Genomic DNA, 19,517 nt, shown 5'->3' with positions numbered 1-19,517 from the left:
CGCCGGCGGGGCTGGGTGTGGACCCCTGACCGGGGTCGGGGGTGGTCGCGGCGGCGTCGCCGCGCCGAGGTGGAGCGTCTCCTCGGCTCGCGGCCGCGGCCCGGTCGGAGACAGCGCCCGGTGGTGACCGCTCGTCCTGCGGGGACGCCCCACCCCGTCGCGACGCCACCGCCACGACGCCGGACCACCGCGCGGGGTGCGGCTGGGACGGGGGCACGCAGGAGTGTCCCCGCAAGGACGAGCGGTCCCCGCCGGGCGCACTGTCCGACCGGGCCGCGGCCGCGAGCCGAGGAGACACTCGTGCGGGTCACCGGCCCGGCCGCGCCCCGCCCGCCCCGACCCCGGTCAGGGGTGTGCGCCTCGGCCCCGTCGGCGTTCGAGGCGGGCCGTCAGACGGCCGGGACGCAGCGGCCCTCTTCCGTCCGGTACGTCCACTGCGCGCCCTGGGCCACCAGCTCCCGCACGGCCCCCACGAACCGCTCCACGTGCTCGTCGGGCGTACCCGCACCGAAGCTGACCCGGATCGCGTTCAGCGAGCGCTCGCCCGGCTCCGCCTCCGGCGCCCCGCACTCGCCCGGCTCCTGCGGCGCACTGCCGAGCAGGGTCCGCACCAGCGGGTGGGCGCAGAAGAGCCCGTCACGGACGCCGATGCCGTACTCGGCGGACAGCGCGGCGGCGAAGTGCGAGCTGTTCCACCCGTCCACCACGAAGGAGATGACGCCGACCCGCGGGGCGTCGTCACCGAAGAGCGACAGGATCCGCACCGCCGGGACCTCGGCCAGGCCCTCGCGGACCTTGGCGATCAGGTGCTGCTCACGGGCCACCAGGGTGTCGAACCCGGCCTCGGTGAGCGCACGGCAGGCGGAGGCGATGGAGTAGACGCCGATGACGTTCGGCGAACCGGCCTCGTGGCGGGCCGCGGTGGTGTGCCACTCGACGTCGACGCCGCCGTCCTCGCGCCGCGCCACCTTGCGCGACGCACCGCCGCCCGCGAGGTACGGCTCGGCCTCCTGGAGCCAGTCGGCCCGCCCGGCGAGCACGCCCGAGCCGAAGGGCGCGTACAGCTTGTGCCCCGAGAAGGCGACCCAGTCGACGTCCAGCTCCTGGACGGACACGGGGTGGTGCGGGGCGAGCTGGGCGGCGTCCAGGACGATCCGCGCGCCGTGGGCGTGCGCCGCGGCGGCGAGTTCCTTGACGGGCCACAGCTCACCGGTGACGTTGGACGCCCCGGTCACGCAGACCAGCGCCGGACCGTAGGGCTCGCGGTCGGCCAGCGCGCGCTCCAGCGTGGCGACGGCCTGGCCCGGGGTGCGCGGGGCGTTGAGGTAGGTGACCTGCGCGTCGCGCCAGGGCAGCAGCGAGGCGTGGTGCTCGGTCTCGAAGACGAAGACCTGGCAGTCGGCCGGGAGGACGGCGGCGAGCAGGTTCAGCGAGTCCGTGGTGGACCGGGTGAAGACGACCTGGTCGGCGGGCCGGCAGTCGAGGAACTCGGCGACCGTGGCCCGGCTCTGCTCGAAGAGGTCGGTGGAGAGCTGCGAGAGGTACCCGGCCCCGCGGTGCACGCTGCCGTAGTACGGGGCGTAGGCGGCCACGTCGTCCCAGACCCGCTGCAGGGCGGGCGCGCTGGCCGCGTAGTCCAGGGCCGCGTAGGTGACTTCGCCGCCGGTGACGAGCGGCACGGTGACATCCCGGCCGAGCACCTGGAGCGGCTCGACACAAGCGGCGTCGCAGGCGGCGTCGGCGGTCGCGGTGGCGGTGGTGGCGGCGTTCAGGGAAGCGGACATGGCGGAATCTCCCGGCAGGCAGGGGTGAATGGCTTCAAGGGGCCGTACGCGGCCGGATGCGGCGGGGTACGGAAAGGCCCCGGGAGGAAGGGGTGGCGCCGGCGGTACCCGGAGGTACGCGGACAGGACCCTGTTTCCGGGGGTGAAGAAGGGGCGAGTCGCCCTATCGCATTCGCTTGCTCACGGAAAAAGCTCCTCGAGAGACCAGGACCCCTGGTGTCGAGGGATCCGCGCTTGCCGTAAGCCTCGCTGCCTACGGCCTGGTCATCACCCGGGGCACCCCGCCACGGAAGGAGGGTTGCCGGACAGCAAGCCGGGGCCTAAACGCTGTCACTCGTGACCTGGTCAGCATCCTGCCACAAGATCCGCCGCGCACAAGCCCCGGTCCGCATGTCGGACCGGGGCATGACGCGAAATCGACGGAGCCGGGGGCGGCGGCTACGCGTTGCTCGCCTTCACCCACCGCTCCAGGACGGCCTGGGCGGCGCCCGAGTCGATCGACTGGGCCGCGCGGGCCGCGCCCGCCGCCAGCTGCTCCTCCAGCGGGCCGCTGCCCGGGTCCAGGGCCACCAGGGCGGCCGCGGAGTTCAGCAGGACGGCGTCGCGGACCGGGCCGGTCTCCCCCGCCAGCAGGCGGCGGGCCACGTCCGCGTTGTACGCCGGGTCCGCGCCCCGCAGCGCGGCGACGTCGACCAGCGGGATGCCGATGTCGCGCGGGTCGAAGCCCTGCTCGGTGACCGCGCCGTCGCGCACCCACCAGACCCGGGAGGTGGCCGTCGTGGTCAGCTCGTCGAAGCCGTCGTCGCCGCGGAAGACCAGCGCCGAGGAGCCGCGCTCGGCGAGCACGCCCGCGACGATGGGGGCCAGCCGGGCATCGGCGACACCGGTCGCCTGGGCCCGTACCCGCGCGGGGTTGGTCAGCGGGCCCAGCGCGTTGAAGGTGGTGCGGATGCCCAGTTCCTTGCGGGCGGAGGCCGCGTACCGCAGCGCCGGGTGGAACTTGACGGCGAAGCAGAAGGTGATGCCCGCCTCCTCGGCCACCTCGACCACCCGCGCGGGGGTCAGTTCGAGGTTGACGCCCAACTTCTCCAGGACGTCCGAGGCGCCGCTGGAGGAGGACGCGGCGCGGTTGCCGTGCTTGACCACCTTGGCGCCCGTACCGGCGACCACGATCGCGGACATCGTCGAGATGTTGACCGTCTTGGCGCCGTCGCCGCCGGTGCCGACGATGTCGACCGTGCGGCCGGGGACCTCGATCAGGTTGGCGTGTTCGTACATGGTCCGCACCAGGCCGCTGATCTCCGCGACGGTCTCGCCCTTGGCCCGCAGGGCGACCACGAAGCCCGCGATCTGGGCGTCGGTGGCCTCACCGCTCATGATCCGGTCCATCGCCCACGCCGTGTCGTCCGCGCCGAGGTCGCGGCCGTCCAGCAGGGCGTCCAGTACGCCCGGCCAGGTACGGGCCGCCACGCTGTCGCCGCCTGCCGGGGTCACAACGTTCATGGTCCGCTCCTGATGGGTCCACAGTCGATGGATGGGGCCCCAGCCTATCCAGCCGGAGCGGACGGCGAAGAGCCCCGTCCAGTGACTGGACGGGGCTCTTGCCGTGGCGACGCGAAGACTGACCGGAATCAGTCCGTCATGCGGAGTCAGTGGTGGCCGTGGCCGCTCTGGATCTCCTTGTACTCCTCAGCCGTGGGCTTCGGGATCTGGTTGTTCTCGCCGTAGAAGCCCTTGCTCAGCTTCGCGCGGAGCTTCTCCAGACCCTTCACCTTGCGCTCGACACCGTTCTCGTCGACCGTCGGGCCGATCTCGACCGGCTTGTACTGCTCGTACGAGGTGAGCGTGTGCAGCTTGCCCTGCGAGAGCGGCTCGTGGACCTCGACGAACTCACCGTGCGGCAGGCGCTTGATGATGCCGGTCTCGCGACCGTGCAGCACCTTGTCCCGGTCCCGGCGCTGGAGGCCGAGGCAGATCCGCTTGGTGGCGATGAAGGCGAGCACCGGGACGACGAAGAAGCCGATCCGGACGAACCAGGTGATCGAGTTGATCGACAGGTGGAAGTACTGGGCGAACATGTCGTTGCCGCCGCCGACGAGGAGCACGATGTACTCCGCGATCCAGGCGACACCGAAGGCCGTCCGGGTCGGGACGTTGCGCGGGCGGTCCAGGATGTGGTGCTCGCGCTTGTCCCCGGTGACCCAGGACTCGATGAACGGGTAGACCGCGATCGAGCACAGCACCAGCGGGAAGAGCAGCAGCGGGATGAAGACGCCCAGGACCAGCGTGTGGCCCCAGAGGTTGATCTCCCAGCCCGGCATCGCGCGGATGAGGCCTTCCGGCATGCCCATGTACCAGTCGGGCTGCGCACCGGTGGACACGTGGTCCGGGCGGTACGGGCCGAGCGCCCAGATCGGGTTGATCGAGGCGATCGCCGCGACGGCCGCGATGACACCGAAGACCAGGAAGAAGAAGCCTCCGGCCTTGGCCATGTAGACCGGCAGCAGCGGCATGCCGACGACGTTGTTGTTCGTCTTGCCGGGGCCCGCGAACTGGGTGTGCTTGTGGTAGAAGACCAGGATCAGGTGGGCCACCAGCAGGCCCATCATGATGCCCGGCAGCAGCAGGATGTGCACCGAGTAGAAGCGCGCGACGAAGTCGCCGCCCGGGAACTCCCCGCCGAACAGGAACATCGACAGGTACGTGCCGACGACCGGGACGGACAGGATGGCGCCCTGCATGAAGCGGACACCGGTGCCCGAGAGCAGGTCGTCCGGCAGCGAGTAACCGGTGAAACCGGTGAACATGCCGAGGAACAGCAGCAGGAAGCCGAAGACCCAGTTGACCTCACGCGGCTTGCGGAACGCACCGGTGAAGAACACGCGCATCATGTGCACGACCATCGCGGCGACGAAGATCAGCGCCGCCCAGTGGTGGATCTGGCGGATCAGCAGACCGCCGCGCACGTCGAAGCTGATGTCCAGGGTCGAGGCGAAGGCCTCGGACATCTGGACGCCCTGCATCGGCACGTACGAGCCGTGGTACACGACCTCGTTCATGCTCGGGTGGAAGAACAGCGTCAGGTACACACCCGTGAGGATGATGATGATGAAGCTGTAGAGGCAGATCTCACCGAGCATGAAGGACCAGTGGTCCGGGAAGATCTTGCGCATGTTCGCCTTGGCGAGGCTGTAGATGCCCAGGCGACCGTCCGCCCAGTCGGCTACGCGCTCACCGGCAGGCGCTTTGCGCTCCGTCGTTTCAGTGGCAGTGCTCATCCGCGCTCCCAGAATGCAGGACCGACGGGCTCTTCGAAGTCGCCGTGCGCCTCGAGGAAGCCTTCGGCATTCACGCCGATCCGCAGCTGCGGAAGCGCGTGGCCGGCCGGGCCGAAGATGACACGGGCGCCGTCGGAGAGGTCGAAGGTGGACTGGTGGCACGGGCAGAGCACGTGGTGGGTCTGCTGCTCGTACAGGCTGATCGGGCAGCCGACGTGGGTGCAGATCTTCGAGTAGGCCACGATGCCCTCGTGGGACCACTCCAGCTCCTGCTTGTCCTTGATGTCCTCCGGCTTGATGCGGACGATCATCAGGGCAGCCTTGGCGATCTGCGTCTGGAAGTCGTGCTGGTCCTCCTCCAGGCCCTCGGGCCGGGCGAAGGTCAGCGAGCCGACGATGACGTCCTCGGGACGCAGCGGCTCGTTGGTGTTGTCGTTGATGAGCAGCTTGCCCTTGGCCCACAGCGTCTTGCGGAGCTTGTCCTCGGGCAGCGGACCCAGGTCGCGCAGGATCACGACGGCGGAGAGCGGCAGCATGGCCAGCGCGCCCAGCATCGTGTTGCGGATCAGGGGACGCCGGCCGATGGCCGACTCCTTGGCGCCGTCGGCGAAGTCCTGCAGGACCTGCGCCTTGACCTCGGCCGGAGCCGCGATCTCGTGACGCTCGGCGGCGACCTCGACGTCGGACATCAGGGTGCGGGCCCAGTGGACCGCGCCCGCGCCGATGCAGAAGAGGGCCGTGCCCAGGGTCATGCCGAGGGCGAAGTTGAGCGCGCTCACCTTCCCGATGGGGAAGATGTACACGATCTTGTCGACCGGCAGGGTCACGTACGAGGCGATGAAGCCGACCGTGGCCAGCATCGACAGCGTGAACAGCATCGCGACCGTGCGCTCGGAGCGCTTGGCCGCCCGCTCGTCGATGTCCTGGATACGGGGCTTGTGGGCCGGCAGGCCCGGGTCGGCGAACGGGTCGTCCGCCAGCGCTACGCCACCGTGGTGCGCGTCGCCCTGCTCGCTCGGCAGGTGCTTCTCTTCGGGAATGTCTTGGCTACTCATGACTTCTTGGCCTTAGCGGTGTGGGCCGCGACCCAGACGGCGACAGCGATCAGCGCACCCAGTCCGAAGATCCAGCCGAAGAGACCCTCGGAAACGGGGCCGAGGCCACCGAGCTTGAGCCCACCGGGGCTGGTCGACTTCTCGCCGTTCACGTTCTGGAGGTACGCGATGATGTCCTTCTTCTGCTTCTCCGGCATGGTGCTGTCCGGGAAGGAGGGCATGTTCTGCGGGCCGGTGAGCATGGCCTCGTAGATGTGCTTCGGCTCGACGCCCTCGAGGTTCGGGGCGTACTTGCCGTGCGTCAGCGCGCCGCCCTCACCGGTGAAGTTGTGGCACTGCGCGCAGTTGTTGCGGAACAGTTCGCCACCTGCGGCGATGTCGGCACCCGCCGGGTCGTACTGCTTCTCGGTCGGCGTGATCGGACCGGCACCGAGGGACGCGATGTACGCGGCCAGCTGGTCGGTCTGCGCCTGGGTGTAGATGACGGGCTTCTTCGGCACCTGAGCGCCGGGCTGCTGGGCGGGCATACGGCCCGTGCTCACCTGGAAGTCGACGGCGGCGGAGCCGACGCCCACCAGGCTCGGGCCGTCAGAGGAACCCTGACCGCCGGTTCCGTGGCAGCTTGCGCAGCCCACGGCGTAGAGCTTCTTGCCCTCCTCGATGGCGAGGGACTGGGAGGTTTCGTCTGCCTGCGCGTTGCCCGCGGGCGCGAAGGCGGCGTACAGCCCCCCAGTGACCGCCAGTGCGAAGAGTAGAACGACGACCGCCGCCAGCGGATGGCGTCGTCGTGCGGAGAGCTTTTTCACGGATTACCCCGGTGTCAGGATCTTCTGCGTCGGTGTGTCTGGATGGAGTGCCGGGCCGGGCCCGGCGACGTGTTCGCTACTTGATCAGGTAGATCGTGGCGAAGAGGCCGATCCAGACGACATCGACGAAGTGCCAGTAGTAGGACACGACGATGGCCGACGTGGCCTGTTCGTGGGTGAACCTCTTGGCCGCGTACGTCCGGCCGAGGACCAGGAGGAAGGCGATGAGGCCGCCCGTCACGTGCAGCCCGTGGAAGCCGGTGGTCAGGTAGAACACCGAGCCGTACGGGTCGGACGAGAGACTCAGGCCGTCCTTCTTGACCAGCTCGGTGTACTCGAACACCTGCCCGCCAATGAAGAACGCACCCATGACGAACGTGATGATGAACCACGTCCTGAGCTTCTTCACGTCACCGCGCTCGGCGGCGAATACGCCGAGCTGGCAGGTGAGCGAGGAAAGCACCAGGACCGTGGTGTTCGTCGCCGAGAAGGGCAGATTCAAGGCCTCGGCCTGTTCTGCCCAATGCTCGGCGCCCATCACCGATCGCAGGGTGAAGTACATCGCGAAGAGGGCCGCGAAGAACATCAGCTCGGAACTCAACCAGATGATCGTTCCGACGCTGACGAGGTTCGGCCTGTTGACCGTCGGGTGCGCGTGCCCGGTATCTACTGTCGTTGCTGTCGCCACGACCGACATTATGTCGGTCGCTTATCCCGCCCTCACCCCGGGGGGTGCCGTTCGGAGTGTCCGGGGCGTGTGCAAGGCCCGAACGGCCCATCGGAGGCCCCTGCGAACCGATGTTGACAGGGTGTCGGACGGAGTAGCATCCGCGACATCATCAACGTGATTCATGTGACACGTGGAGGAACGAAATGCGGGCGACTGCGCGGGTTCTGCTCTACAGCGATGACGCCAACACCCGGGAGCAGGTGCGGCTGGCGTCCGGGCGCAGGCCCGCAGCGGACCTGCCGCCGGTGGAGTTCTTGGAGTGCGCCACCATGGCCGCCGTCCTCAAGGAACTGGACGCGGGCGGCATCGACGCCTGCGTGTTGGACGGTGAGGCCGTACCGGCCGGGGGCATGGGCGTGTGCCGCCAGATCAAGGACGAGATCTTCCGTTGCCCCCCGGTGCTCCTGCTGATCGGGCGCCCGCAGGACGCCTGGCTGGCCACCTGGAGCCGCGCCGACCGCGCGGTGACGCTGCCGGTCGACCCGGTGGACTTCCCCGAGGCCCTGGCGGACGTACTGCGCTCGCGCCTGTCCCTGAACGCCTGAGTCGGGCCGTTCGGCCGTTTGGTCCGGGAGATCGCTCAGCGGCCCCTGGAAGCCGTCCTACGGGCTTCCAGGGGCCGCTGTGCGTCCGGGGGCGCCGGATATCCGACGGTGCCTCAGACCTGCGGGCGCAGCCGGGCCGCGTCGACGGGACTGCGGCCGTCCTGGGTGCCCTTGAGGAGCGCGCTGCCCTCGCGCCACTCCTTCCAGTCGAGGTTCCAGTCGCCGTAGCCGTTGCCGAAGGGGTCCATGTCGTCGCCGATGCTGTTGATCACCCGGACGATGTCGCCCTCGCTGATGTTCTCGTAGAACCAGGCGGCGTTGCCGGTGCTCATGCCGGTGCAGCCGTGGCTCACGTTCTCGTAGCCCTGGGAGCCGACGGACCACGGCGCGGCGTGCACGTATTCACCGCTCCAGGTCACCCGCGTGGCGTAGTACACCGGGAGGTTGTAGTACTCGCTGCCGCCGATGCCGACGGTGTCGCCGCGCATCTGGACGAAGTACTGCTTGCCCAGTACGACCTTGACGCCGTTGCGGGTGGAGAAGCCGGGCTTTCCGGTGGTGACCGGAATGGTGTTGATCACTTCTCCGTTGCGCTTGAAGGTCAGGTAGTGCGAGGAGGCGTCCGTGGTGACCTCGACGCGGTCGCCGATCTCCAGCTTGAGCGAGCTCGCGGCGGCGCCGTAGAGCCCGTCCGCGATCTTGATGCCCTCCAGGTTGCTCCGTACGGAGACCTCGGTGTTGGCGGGCCAGTAGTCCTTGGGCCGGAAGTGCAGCTTCTTGTCGTCCACCCAGTGCCAGGCGCCCTGGACGTTGCCCTGGGACTCCACGACCAGGCCGCGCTCGATGACGGCGCGGGCGGCCTTGTCCTTGACCGGTTCGGTGAGCTCGGCCGTCAGGGGCTGGCCGACGCCGTATTTGCCCGCCTCCGGGCCGAATTCGATGTGGACGACCTTCTTGGCCGGGGTGGTGTCGAAGTTCAGCGTGCGCTGCCCCTGGGCGCCGCGCTCGTCCTCCGTGCCGACGGTGACGGTGTATCGGACGCCCGCGGCCATCGGCGCGGTGCTGTGCCAGCGGTCGCCCTTGGCCGAGAGCTCGCCGGCGAGGTGACGGCCGTGGGTGTCGACGGCGCTCACGTCGGTGATCCGGCCGTCGCCCTTCTTGGCGGTGACTTCGAGGGGGCGGTCGGGGTCGACCGGCCGGCCGCCCGACGCCTGGTTGAAGGCGACCTCGTCGCCCGCGTCGTAGGGGCGGGCTGACAGCGGGTTGTTGTCGCCGGACCCGCAGGCGGTGGCGCCGGCCCCGAGGGACGCGACCAGCAGGGAGCAGCCGACTACCGTCCAAAGACGCGGAGTGTGGTTCATGAGTCCACGCTATGAAGATATGACTATTACGGCGCGCGGGGTGACTGCAAACGAGGGGCCCGGACTCCTCTTGACGAGGTGTCCGGGCCCCAAGTGGGTTACGCGGCGGGTCCGACTACTGGTTGGCGTTCTCGCCCCGGTAGTACTCGTACACCCAGCCCCACAGACCGATCAGGATCAGCGGCGCCGAGAAGTACATCAGCCACCAGCCGAAGATGACGCCCATGAAGGCGAAGGCGCCACCGATGGCCAGGGAGAGCGGCTGCCAGCTGTGCGGGGAGAAGAATCCCAGCTCGCCGGCCTCGTCCGCGACGTCGGCCTCCAGGTTGTCCTGGGCCATCTCGTCCACGCGCCGGGCCGTGAAGGCCAGGTAGTAGCCGATCATGACGCTCAGGCCGAAGGCCAGGAAGAGAGCGGTGGTCCCGACCGGTTCCTTCGACCACACGCCGTACACGACGGCCATGATCAGAATGAACAGGGAGAGCCAGAGGAACATCCTGCCCTGGATCTTCACTTGCCGGACTCCTTGCCGCCGGTGACCGCCGAGGAAGCCGTGCCGTGGTCCGCCAGGTGGTCCAGGGCCGCGATCTCCGGGTGGTGCAGGTCGAACGCCGGGGACTCGGAACGGATCCGCGGCAGGGTGAGGAAGTTGTGCCGCGGCGGCGGGCAGGACGTCGCCCACTCGAGCGAGCGGCCGTAGCCCCACGGGTCGTCGACCTCGATCTTCTTGCCGTACTTCGCCGTCTTCCAGACGTTGTACATGAAGGGGAGCATCGACAGGCCGAGCAGGAACGAGCTGATCGTCGAGATCGTGTTCAGCGCGGTGAAGCCGTCGGCGGCGAGGTAGTCCGCGTAACGACGCGGCATGCCCTCGGCACCCAGCCAGTGCTGCACCAGGAACGTGCCGTGGAAGCCCACGAACAGCGTCCAGAAGGTGATCTTGCCCAGGCGCTCGTCCAGCATCTTGCCCGTGAACTTCGGCCACCAGAAGTGGAAGCCGGAGAACATCGCGAAGACCACGGTGCCGAAGATGACGTAGTGGAAGTGCGCGACGACGAAGTACGAGTCGGAGACGTGGAAGTCCATCGGGGGCGAGGCCAGGATGACGCCGGTCAGACCACCGAAGGTGAAGGTGATCAGGAAGCCGACGGCCCAGAGCATCGGGGTCTCGAAGGACAACGAGCCCTTCCACATGGTGCCGATCCAGTTGAAGAACTTCACACCGGTCGGTACCGCGATCAGGAAGGTCATGAAGGAGAAGAACGGCAGCAGCACGCCACCGGTGACGTACATGTGGTGGGCCCACACGGTCACGGAGAGGCCGGCGATCGCGATCGTCGCGGCGATCAGGCCGATGTAACCGAACATCGGCTTGCGCGAGAAGACCGGGATCACTTCGGAGATGATGCCGAAGAAGGGCAAGGCGATGATGTACACCTCTGGGTGTCCGAAGAACCAGAAGAGGTGTTGCCACAGCAGTGCGCCGCCGTTGGCCGCGTCGAAGACGTGCGCACCGAACTTCCGGTCGGCCTCCAGCGCGAAGAGCGCGGCGGCGAGGACCGGGAACGCGAGCAGGACCAGCACACCGGTCAGCAGGACGTTCCAGACGAAGATCGGCATGCGGAACATCGTCATGCCGGGAGCGCGCATGCAGATGATCGTGGTGATGAAGTTGACCGAACCGAGGATCGTGCCGAAGCCGGAGAAGGCCAGACCCATGATCCACATGTCGGCGCCGATGCCCGGCGAGCGGACGGCGTCCGACAGCGGGGAGTAGGCGAACCAACCGAAGTCGGCGGCACCCGAGGGGGTGACGAAGCCGGCCACCGCGATGGTCGAACCGAAGAGGTACAGCCAGTACGCGAACATGTTCAGCCGCGGGAACGCCACGTCGGGCGCGCCGATCTGCAGCGGCATGATCCAGTTCGCGAAGCCGGCGAACAGCGGGGTGGCGAACATCAGCAGCATGATCGTGCCATGCATGGTGAACGCCTGGTTGAACTGTTCGTTCGACATGATCTGCGTGCCCGGACGGGCCAGCTCGGCGCGCATGAAGAGCGCCATGATCCCGCCGATGATGAAGAACACGAACGACGTGACCAGGTACATCGTGCCGATCGTCTTGTGGTCGGTGGTGGTCAACCACTTCACGACGACGTTGCCCGGCTGCTTGCGCCGTACCGGAAGCTCGTTCTCATACGAGTCGGCGGCGGCACCCTGAGGCTGGTTGAGGATGCTCACAGTTTGTTCACCTCAGCGTTGCGGGCCGGGTCGGTCTGCTTGATGCCGGCCGGGAGGTAACCGGTCTGCCCCTTCTCCGCCAGGTCCTTGAGGTGCTTGCGGTACTCCTCGGGGGAGACGACCTTGACGTTGAAGAGCATCCGGGAGTGGTCGACGCCACACAGCTCGGCGCACTTGCCCATGAAGACGCCCTCTTCGGTCGGGGTGACCTCGAAGACGTTGGTGTGCCCCGGGATGACGTCCTGCTTGAACAGGAAGGGGACCACCCAGAAGGAGTGGATGACGTCGTTGGACGACAGGATGAAGCGAACCTTCTCACCCTTGGGCAGCCAAAGCGTCGGACCGGGCCACTTGACGCCCTCCGCAGCCTTGTCCGGGTTCACGTCTCCGGGGACACCCTTGGTGTAGACGCCTTCGGCGCCCGCGGGGAAGTCCTTGGTGAAGCGGTCCGGGATGGAGGCCAGTTCCTTGGGAACCGTGCCCGCCTTCGGGGTCGCCGCGTCGCCGTCGACGTTCTCGATGTAGTTGAAGCCCCAGCTCCACTGGTAGCCGATCACGTTGATCGTGTGCGTCGGCTTGGCGGAGAGGGAGAGCAGCTTCGACTCGTCACGCGCGGTGAAGTAGAACAGCACCGAGACGATGATGAGCGGGACCACCGTGTACAGGGCCTCGATCGGCATGTTGTACCGGGTCTGCGGCGGAACCTCGATCTTCGTCCGGCTACGCCGGTGGAAGATGACGCTCCACATGATCAGGCCCCAGACCAGGACGCCCGTGATCAGCGCTGCCGCCCACGACCCCTGCCACAGGGAGAGGATGATCGGCGCCTCTTTGGTGACCGGGTCCGGCATACCGAGGTTGGGGAAGTTCTTATATGAATACGAGCAACCAGTGGCGGTCGCCAGGACCACGCCCGCAGTCAGCGCCTGCAGCAGCTTCCGCCGCATCGGGCGCCGCGGCGAGCGGTCGGAGCCGTAGGGACTCACGTAGCGCCTTCCCGAGAGTCTCGGCCCGCGCGGTCGGCCGCGGCCGTGTTCGGGTCGGTCGCCGGCCCTGACGCAGGCAGGGGTTTGGATGTTTATGCGGACCAAACCCTACTGGACGCTATTTGGGGTCGCGCGGGGAGGGTGCCCAACGCGCCGCTACTGCGCCCGAAGGGGTGGATCCGCCGTACGGGGGAAGGCCTCCGTGCACCTGAATGGCGGTGTCCGGACGGCATCTGACGGCCCCTGACCTCGGCGGACGTCCGACCCCGCAGGGCCGCCGGATAGCGTGGGCGGATGCCGTACTTCGATGTCGCCTCCGCCGCTCCGCTGCACCCTGTGGCCCGGCAGGCCCTGCAGGCCGCGCTGGACGAGGGCTGGGCCGACCCGGCCCGGCTCTACCGGGAGGGCAGGCGGGCCCGGCTGCTGCTGGACGCGGCGCGGGAGGCGGCGGCCGAGGCCGTCGGCTGCCGCCCGGACGAACTCGTCTTCACTCCTTCGGGGACGCACGCCGTTCACGCGGGCATCGAGGGCGCCCTGGCGGGCCGTCGGCGCGTCGGCGCGCACCTCGTGGTGTCCGCGGTCGAACACAGTTCTGTCCTCCATTCGGCGGCGGCAGTCGAGTCACGCGGTGGCTCCTTCTCCGAAGTCCCGGTCGACCGCACCGGAGCGGTGGATCCGCAGGTGTTCGAACGCTCGCTGCGCCCCGACACCGCGCTGGCCGCCCTGCAGTCCGCCAACCACGAGGTGGGGACGGTCCAGCCGGTGTCCGAGGTGGCCGAGCGCTGCCGGGCGGCCGGGGTGCCGCTGCTCGTGGACGCGGCGCAGTCGTTGCCCTGGGGTCCGGCGCCCGAGGGCTGGTCGCTGGTGACCGCGAGCGCGCACAAGTGGGGCGGTCCGCCCGGGGTCGGCCTGCTGGCCGTCCGCAAGGGGGTCCGCTTCGCGCCCCAAGGCCCGGGCGGGGAAAGGGAGTCGGGCCGCTCCCCCGGCTTCGAGAACATCCCGGCCGTCGTGGCGGCCGCGGCCTCGCTGCGGGCCGTACGGGCCGAGGCGCGGGCCGAGTCGGAGCGGCTCTCGGTCCTGGTGGACCGGATCCGGCGGCGGGTGGCGCGGTTGGTCCCGGACGTCGAGGTGGTCGGCGATCCGCTGCGGCGGCTGCCGCACCTGGTCACCTTCTCCTGCCTCTACGTCGACGGGGAGATCCTGCTGCACGAGCTGGACCGGGCCGGGTACTCGGTGTCGTCCGGGTCCTCGTGCACGAGCTCCACGCTGACCCCGAGCCACGTGCTCAAGGCGATGGGGGTGCTCTCGGAGGGGAACGTCCGGATCTCGCTGCCGGTGGGCACGACGGCGCAGGAGGTGAACGGCTTCCTGGAGGTGCTGCCGGCCGTGGTGGCCGGGGTGCGGACGCGGCTCGGCGTGGCGCCGTCCGCGCAGCCGGCGGCTTCGGCCGACTCGCTGGTCGTCGACGCGCTCGGGCTGCGGTGCCCGCAGCCGGTGATCGAGCTGGGGAACGCGATCGGGAGCGTGGCGGTCGGCGGGACGGTCACGGTCCTGTCGGACGACGAGGTGGCGCGGCTGGACATTCCGGCGTGGTGCGGGATGCGGGGCCAGGAGTACGTGGGAGCGACCCCCGCCCCGGGTGGGGTGGGGGTCGCTCACACGGTGCGGCGCCTGGTGTGAGCGGCGCCGGGTGGCGTCGTTACGCCAGGTGCGCCTGGACCTCGGCCGCGGCCTCCGGGCCGTAGGCCTTGGCGAAGCGCTCCATGAAGTGGGCGCGGGCCAGGGTGTACTCCTGGGTGCCGAGGGTCTCGATGACGAGGGTCGCGAGCATGCAGCCGATCTGCGCCGCGCGCTCCAGCCCGACGCCCCAGCCCAGGCCGGTGAGGAAACCGGCGCGGAAGGCGTCGCCGACACCGGTGGGGTCGACCTTCGCGGTCTCCTCGGGGCAGCCGACGACGATCGGGTCGTGGCCGACCCGCTCGATCTTGACGCCGTTCGAGCCCAGCGTGGTGACGCGGGTGCCGACCTTGGTGAGGATCTCCGCGTCGGTCCAGCCGGACTTCGACTCGATGAGGCCCTTCTCGTACTCGTTGGAGAAGAGGAACGTCGCCCCCTCCATCAGCGTCCGGATGTTCTCGCCGTCCATCCGCGCGATCTGCTGCGAGAAGTCGGCGGCGAAGGGGATCTCGCGCGTCCGGCACTCCTCGGTGTGGCGCAGCATCGCCTCGGGGTCGTCGGCGCCGATCAGGACGAGGTCCAGGCCGCCCACGCGGTCGGCGACGGACTTCAGCTCGATCAGCCGGGCCTCGCTCATGGCGCCGGTGTAGAAGGAGCCGATCTGGTTGTGGTCGACGTCCGTGGTGCACACGAAGCGCGCGGTGTGCAGCACTTCGGAGATGCGGACGGACTCGGTGTCCACGCCGTGGCGGTCGAGCCAGGCACGGTACTCGTCGAAGTCGTAGCCGGCGGCGCCGACGAGGACCGGGCGGCTTCCGAGCTGCCCCATACCGAAGCAGATGTTCGGGCCGACACCGCCCCGTCGCACGTCGAGGTTGTCGACGAGGAAGGAGAGGGAGACCGTGTGCAGCTGGTCCGCGACCAGCTGGTCGGCGAAGCGGCCGGGGAAGGTCATGAGGTGGTCGGTGGCGATGGAGCCTGTGACTGCGATGCGCACGGCGTGGATGCTCCTGCGGAGGGCGGCAAGCTGACAATCAAACCTACCCGGTAGACGCCGCGAGGCCGACCGGCTGAAACTACCCCGTAGTAGGCCTTTCTTCGCACCGGCGGCACTGCTTACGGTGCCCTCATGACCTCTACCGATGGCTTCGGGCACCCGCAGTACACCGCTCCCGGGCGGACCACGGAAGTCTCGCGCCGGCCGGGCTTCGCCCGGCTGTTGGGCGACTGCGCCCGGATGGCGCCCCACTGGTCGGTCCCGGCGGGCCCCCGGCCGGCCCCGGTGGCGCCCTCGCAGATCCACGGGGTGCGCGTGCCGCCGGCCTCCGCGCGGCTGATCGCCTCCACCGCGCAGTACGGGTACTGACCCCGGTACCGATCCCTCGGGACCGGGGAACCGGTTTCGCTCCTGTTCCGTCCCACTCGCATCACGCACGGCGAGGCAGGCGAAGGAGCGATCCGGTGACCACCGAGCATTCCGGTCCGACTGACAACACCGAACCGGTCGAAGCGGCCGCTTCGACCGAACTGGCCGACGTCGCGGCGCGGCCGGGCGGTGCCCCACGACGGCGCCCCCGCTGGGCGGTCGCCTCGGTCGCGGCCGCCGTCCTGCTGGCCGGTGGCGGTACGGCGTACTGGGCCGCCACGGCCCACGGCGGCACGGGCGCGGCCGCGGCGTCGCTGTCCGCGGGGGACGCCGCGGCCAGGGCGGCCTCGCCCGGCGCTCCCGGCTCCGTCGGCCCCTCGGCCCCCGGCATCGCGCCGGGCGAGCCGAACCCGAACGGCTCCGGGGTGACCTACCGGGCCGAGGGCCCCCTCCCCCAGGGCCCGGCCGCCGCGCCGTCCTTCGCCGCGGGCGGCGAGGTCACCGAGGCCGAGGTGGCCCGGCTCGCGAGCGCCCTGGGCATCACGGCCGCCCCGCGGCTGGTGGGCGAGCTCTGGCAGGCGGGGGTGGTCGGGGACCCCTCCGGCCCGCGCCTCCAGGTGAACCTCAAGGCGCCCGGGACCTGGACCTTCACCCGGCACCTCGCGGGCGGCTCGGACGACTGCCGGCGCGGCAAGGACACCTGTGGTCCCGCGACCCTGCCCGGCGGCGGCGCGCAGGCCCCCAGCGGGGGCCAGGGCCCAGGTCCCGCCGCGGTGGCCGGTTCGGACGCGGGCGCGAGCACGGTCGCGGGCGCGGGCAAGCCGGTGAGCGAGGAGGCGGCGAAGGCCGCCGCGGCCCCGCTGCTCGCGGCGGCGGGCCAGCAGGGCGCGAAGCTGGACGCCCGGCAGCTCCAGGGCTCGGTGCGGGTGGTGACCGCGGACCCGGTGGTCGGCGGGCTGCCCACGCAGGGCTGGCAGAGCACGGTGAGCGTGGGCGCGGACGGCCAGGTGGTGGCCGCCGGCGGCGAGCTGAAGGCGCCGGTGAAGTCGGGCGAGCAGCAGGTGGTCGGCGCGCAGGAGGCCCTGGACCGGCTGAACGCCGCGTCCGCCCCCGGTCCCGGGACCGGGCCGAGCGGGTGCGCCACGTCCGTGCCGCTGGAGCCGGTGGCCCCGATCGCGCCGGGCGAGACCCCGCCCTGCAACCCGGAGCCGCGCCCGATGAAGCCGCCGCGGACGGAGACGGTCCGCACGGCGGTGCTGGGCCTGGCCGCGGGGACCGTGGACGGCGCCCGCGGGCTGGTGCCCGCCTGGCTCTTCGAGGTGGCGGGCACCGGGGGCGGCGCGGGTCGTACGGTGGCCCAGCCCGCGGCGCGGGACGCGGCCCCCGCGCCGCGGCCCGGGCGCACGGTGCCGGGGTTCTCGTACTCCGCGGCGGACCGGAAGCTGACGGTGAACTTCTGGGGCGGGGCGTGCAGCGCGTACGCCGCCGAGGCCCGGGAGAGCGCCGACGCGGTGACGGTGAAGATCACGGACACCCCGACGAACCCGGGCGGGGCCTGCATCATGCTCGCCAAGGACATGTCCGTGTCGGTGACGCTGGAGCAGCCGCTGGGCGCCCGGAAGGTGGTCGACGGGACCACGGGCAAGGAGCTGCCCCGCCAGTAGCCGGGAACCGGCACCGGCACGCGCGGAAACCGGCACCCGCACACGCGGAAGGGGCCCGACCACCATCAGGTGGTCGGGCCCCTTCCGTGCGTGTGTGCCTACCGGCTCAGGGGCTAGCTGAACGAGTCGCCGCAGGCGCAGGAGCCCGTGGCGTTCGGGTTGTCGATCGTGAAGCCCTGCTTCTCGATCGTGTCGACGAAGTCGATCGACGCACCGTGCAGGTACGGGGAGCTCATCCGGTCCGTGACGACCTTGACGCCGTCGAAGTCCTTGACCACGTCGCCGTCGAGGGAGCGCTCGTCGAAGAAGAGCTGGTAGCGCAGGCCGGAGCAACCGCCGGGCTGGACGGCGACGCGAAGCGCCAGGTCCTCGCGGCCTTCCTGCTCCAGCAGGGTCCTGACCTTCTCGGCGGCGGCGTCGGACAGGAGGATGCCGTCGCTCACAGTGGTCTTTTCGTCCTGAACGGACATCTGCATTCACTCCCGAAGTGGGCGGCTTCCCGGCAGGGGCAGGGAAACGTCGGTCGGACTCTTGCCGTCGGTGGCAACGAGCGCGGCCGCCGATTCATTCCGGGTCCGGCGCTTGTTCCAGACATTCATGCTCGCACACCCGTCGGCCGGGCGAATGCGTCACATCGACACTATCGGCATCGTCAAAGTGACGTGAAGCGGTTATGATAGATAACGTCAAATAGACGAGAAGTGGCAGTCCCCCGCAGTCCCCGCAGTCCCCCTCGGAGAGAGTTCTCTCCAGAAGTCCCTAGTCGCAGAACAGAAAGGGTGCGTGTCGTGACCACCGCCCAGCCTTTGGACGTCCAGCCGACGCCCCTTGCCCTGCTGCTGCTCGGCCGCGAGGCCGACCCCAAGAGCGAGCGCGGGGTGGAGTGCCCCGGCGACCTGCCCTCGCCCTCGGACCCGAACCTGGTGGCCCGTGCCCGCGCGGCCAAGGAGAAGCTCGGGGACAAGGTCTTCATCCTCGGCCACCACTACCAGCGCGACGAGGTGATCGAGTTCGCCGACGTCACCGGCGACTCCTTCAAGCTGGCCAAGGACGCGGCCGCCAAGCCGGAGGCCGAGTACATCGTCTTCTGCGGCGTGCACTTCATGGCCGAGTCCGCGGACATCCTGACCACGGACGACCAGAAGGTCGTCCTGCCGGACCTGGCCGCCGGCTGCTCGATGGCCGACATGGCCACCGCCGAGCAGGTCGCGGAGTGCTGGGACGTGCTGACCGAGGCCGGCATCGCCGACGTCACGGTGCCCGTCTCCTACATGAACTCCTCCGCCGACATCAAGGCCTTCACCGGCAAGCACGGCGGCACGATCTGTACGTCGTCCAACGCGAAGCGGGCCCTGGACTGGGCTTTCGAGCAGGGCGAGAAGGTCCTCTTCCTGCCCGACCAGCACCTCGGCCGCAACACCGCCGTCCGCGACATGGGCATGTCTCTGGACGACTGCGTCCTGTACAACCCGCACAAGCCGAACGGCGGCCTGACGGTCGAGCAGCTGCGGAACGCCAAGATGATCCTGTGGCGCGGGCACTGCTCGGTGCACGGCCGCTTCTCCGTGGAGTCGGTCGAGGACGTCCGCGCCCGCATCCCCGGCGTGAACGTGCTGGTCCACCCCGAGTGCAAGCACGAGGTCGTGGCCGCCGCCGACTACGTCGGCTCGACGGAGTACATCATCAAGGCGCTGGAGGCGGCCCCGGCCGGCTCCAAGTGGGCCATCGGCACCGAGCTGAACCTGGTCCGCCGCCTGGCGAATCGATTCGCCGCCGAGGACAAGGAAGTCGTCTTCCTCGACAAGACGGTCTGCTTCTGCTCGACCATGAACCGCATCGACCTCCCCCACCTGGTGTGGACCCTGGAGTCCCTGGCCGAGGGCAACCTCGTCAACCAGATCCAGGTGGACAAGGAGACCGAGAGCTTCGCCAAGCTCGCCCTGGAGCGCATGCTCGCCCTCCCGTAACCGAGCCGGTCACACCAATACGGAACGGAAAGGGCCGCCCGCCCCCCACGTGGGGGG

The 19,517-nt window shown here is 69.8% G+C and carries 17 protein-coding genes and 1 riboswitch; of the genes, 5 read left to right on the top strand and 12 right to left on the bottom strand.

Annotation, left to right across the window (positions count from 1 at the left end; all coding sequences use genetic code 11):
• Window positions 1–389 precede the first annotated feature (389 nt).
• The 6 genes from ACFWAR_RS24550 to ACFWAR_RS24525 all read right to left on the bottom strand — a co-directional run bounded on the left by ACFWAR_RS24550 (window position 390) and on the right by ACFWAR_RS24525 (window position 7,620).
• Window positions 390–1,784, bottom strand: a complete 1,395-nt coding sequence (locus ACFWAR_RS24550; protein ID WP_385780905.1) for an aminotransferase class V-fold PLP-dependent enzyme — start codon at window positions 1,782–1,784, stop codon at window positions 390–392.
• A 225-nt stretch (window positions 1,785–2,009) separates the two neighbouring features.
• Window positions 2,010–2,126: riboswitch (SAM riboswitch) on the bottom strand.
• Window positions 2,127–2,222: 96 nt separating this feature from the next.
• Window positions 2,223–3,287, bottom strand: a complete 1,065-nt coding sequence (gene trpD, locus ACFWAR_RS24545) for an anthranilate phosphoribosyltransferase (RefSeq protein WP_385780902.1) — start codon at window positions 3,285–3,287, stop codon at window positions 2,223–2,225.
• 146 nt (window positions 3,288–3,433) lie between these two features.
• Window positions 3,434–5,062 carry a cytochrome bc complex cytochrome b subunit gene (locus ACFWAR_RS24540; protein ID WP_385780899.1) on the bottom strand — a complete coding sequence of 543 codons (1,629 nt, stop codon included), beginning with the start codon at window positions 5,060–5,062 and terminating at the stop codon, window positions 3,434–3,436.
• Window positions 5,059–6,117, bottom strand: coding sequence for a Rieske 2Fe-2S domain-containing protein (locus tag ACFWAR_RS24535; protein WP_385780896.1), 1,059 nt, complete (start codon window positions 6,115–6,117; stop codon window positions 5,059–5,061). Before ACFWAR_RS24535 ends, ACFWAR_RS24540 begins: the two co-directional genes overlap by 4 nt.
• Window positions 6,114–6,923 carry a c-type cytochrome gene (locus ACFWAR_RS24530; RefSeq protein ID WP_385780893.1) on the bottom strand — a complete coding sequence of 270 codons (810 nt, stop codon included), beginning with the start codon at window positions 6,921–6,923 and terminating at the stop codon, window positions 6,114–6,116. Before ACFWAR_RS24530 ends, ACFWAR_RS24535 begins: the two co-directional genes overlap by 4 nt.
• 76 nt (window positions 6,924–6,999) lie before the next feature.
• The gene (locus ACFWAR_RS24525) at window positions 7,000–7,620 is read right to left on the bottom strand and encodes a heme-copper oxidase subunit III (RefSeq protein ID WP_354383694.1); all 621 of its coding nucleotides are present in this window, start codon (window positions 7,618–7,620) and stop codon (window positions 7,000–7,002) included.
• 176 nt (window positions 7,621–7,796) lie between these two features.
• Between ACFWAR_RS24525 and ACFWAR_RS24520 the strand changes: the two genes are divergently transcribed.
• Window positions 7,797–8,198, top strand: coding sequence for a hypothetical protein (locus ACFWAR_RS24520; RefSeq protein WP_354383695.1), 402 nt, complete (start codon window positions 7,797–7,799; stop codon window positions 8,196–8,198).
• 113 nt (window positions 8,199–8,311) lie between these two features.
• Here the strand turns inward: ACFWAR_RS24520 and ACFWAR_RS24515 are convergent, their stop codons facing one another.
• From ACFWAR_RS24515 to coxB, 4 genes are all read right to left on the bottom strand, one after another.
• Entirely contained in the window at window positions 8,312–9,559 is a 1,248-nt protein-coding gene (locus ACFWAR_RS24515; RefSeq protein ID WP_385780888.1) for an Ig-like domain-containing protein, read from the bottom strand.
• Window positions 9,560–9,674: 115 nt separating this feature from the next.
• Window positions 9,675–10,073 (bottom strand): cytochrome c oxidase subunit 4, encoded by a 399-nt coding sequence (locus tag ACFWAR_RS24510; RefSeq protein WP_330330035.1) that lies wholly within the window; start codon window positions 10,071–10,073, stop codon window positions 9,675–9,677.
• Entirely contained in the window at window positions 10,070–11,800 is a 1,731-nt protein-coding gene (gene ctaD, locus ACFWAR_RS24505; protein ID WP_385780884.1) for a cytochrome c oxidase subunit I, read from the bottom strand. Before ctaD ends, ACFWAR_RS24510 begins: the two co-directional genes overlap by 4 nt.
• Window positions 11,797–12,786 (bottom strand): cytochrome c oxidase subunit II, encoded by a 990-nt coding sequence (gene coxB / locus ACFWAR_RS24500; protein ID WP_385780881.1) that lies wholly within the window; start codon window positions 12,784–12,786, stop codon window positions 11,797–11,799. Before coxB ends, ctaD begins: the two co-directional genes overlap by 4 nt.
• 294 nt (window positions 12,787–13,080) lie before the next feature.
• Between coxB and ACFWAR_RS24495 the strand changes: the two genes are divergently transcribed.
• Window positions 13,081–14,466 (top strand): cysteine desulfurase/sulfurtransferase TusA family protein, encoded by a 1,386-nt coding sequence (locus tag ACFWAR_RS24495; RefSeq protein WP_385780878.1) that lies wholly within the window; start codon window positions 13,081–13,083, stop codon window positions 14,464–14,466.
• A gap of 19 nt (window positions 14,467–14,485) precedes the next feature.
• Here the strand turns inward: ACFWAR_RS24495 and ACFWAR_RS24490 are convergent, their stop codons facing one another.
• Window positions 14,486–15,460, bottom strand: a complete 975-nt coding sequence (locus ACFWAR_RS24490) for a carbohydrate kinase family protein (RefSeq protein ID WP_385780875.1) — start codon at window positions 15,458–15,460, stop codon at window positions 14,486–14,488.
• Between the two features lie 132 nt (window positions 15,461–15,592).
• Between ACFWAR_RS24490 and ACFWAR_RS24485 the strand changes: the two genes are divergently transcribed.
• Window positions 15,593–15,829, top strand: coding sequence for a hypothetical protein (locus tag ACFWAR_RS24485; protein WP_385780872.1), 237 nt, complete (start codon window positions 15,593–15,595; stop codon window positions 15,827–15,829).
• A gap of 95 nt (window positions 15,830–15,924) precedes the next feature.
• A complete protein-coding gene (locus ACFWAR_RS24480; protein WP_385780870.1) occupies window positions 15,925–17,493 on the top strand; it encodes a hypothetical protein in 1,569 nt (522 codons plus the stop codon).
• A gap of 113 nt (window positions 17,494–17,606) precedes the next feature.
• On the opposite strand, the gene erpA is transcribed toward ACFWAR_RS24480, so the two are convergent.
• Entirely contained in the window at window positions 17,607–17,963 is a 357-nt protein-coding gene (gene erpA / locus ACFWAR_RS24475) for an iron-sulfur cluster insertion protein ErpA (protein WP_214949940.1), read from the bottom strand.
• A 309-nt stretch (window positions 17,964–18,272) separates the two neighbouring features.
• Between erpA and nadA the strand changes: the two genes are divergently transcribed.
• Window positions 18,273–19,460 carry a quinolinate synthase NadA gene (gene nadA, locus ACFWAR_RS24470; protein WP_354383704.1) on the top strand — a complete coding sequence of 396 codons (1,188 nt, stop codon included), beginning with the start codon at window positions 18,273–18,275 and terminating at the stop codon, window positions 19,458–19,460.
• Window positions 19,461–19,517: the final 57 nt, after the last annotated feature.

The organism is Streptomyces sp. NPDC059917 (assembly GCF_042730635.1).
GTDB lineage: Bacteria > Actinomycetota > Actinomycetes > Streptomycetales > Streptomycetaceae > Streptomyces.
Note: the sequence above shows the minus strand (reverse complement) of the source record. Positions and strands in the feature narration are given on the sequence as shown.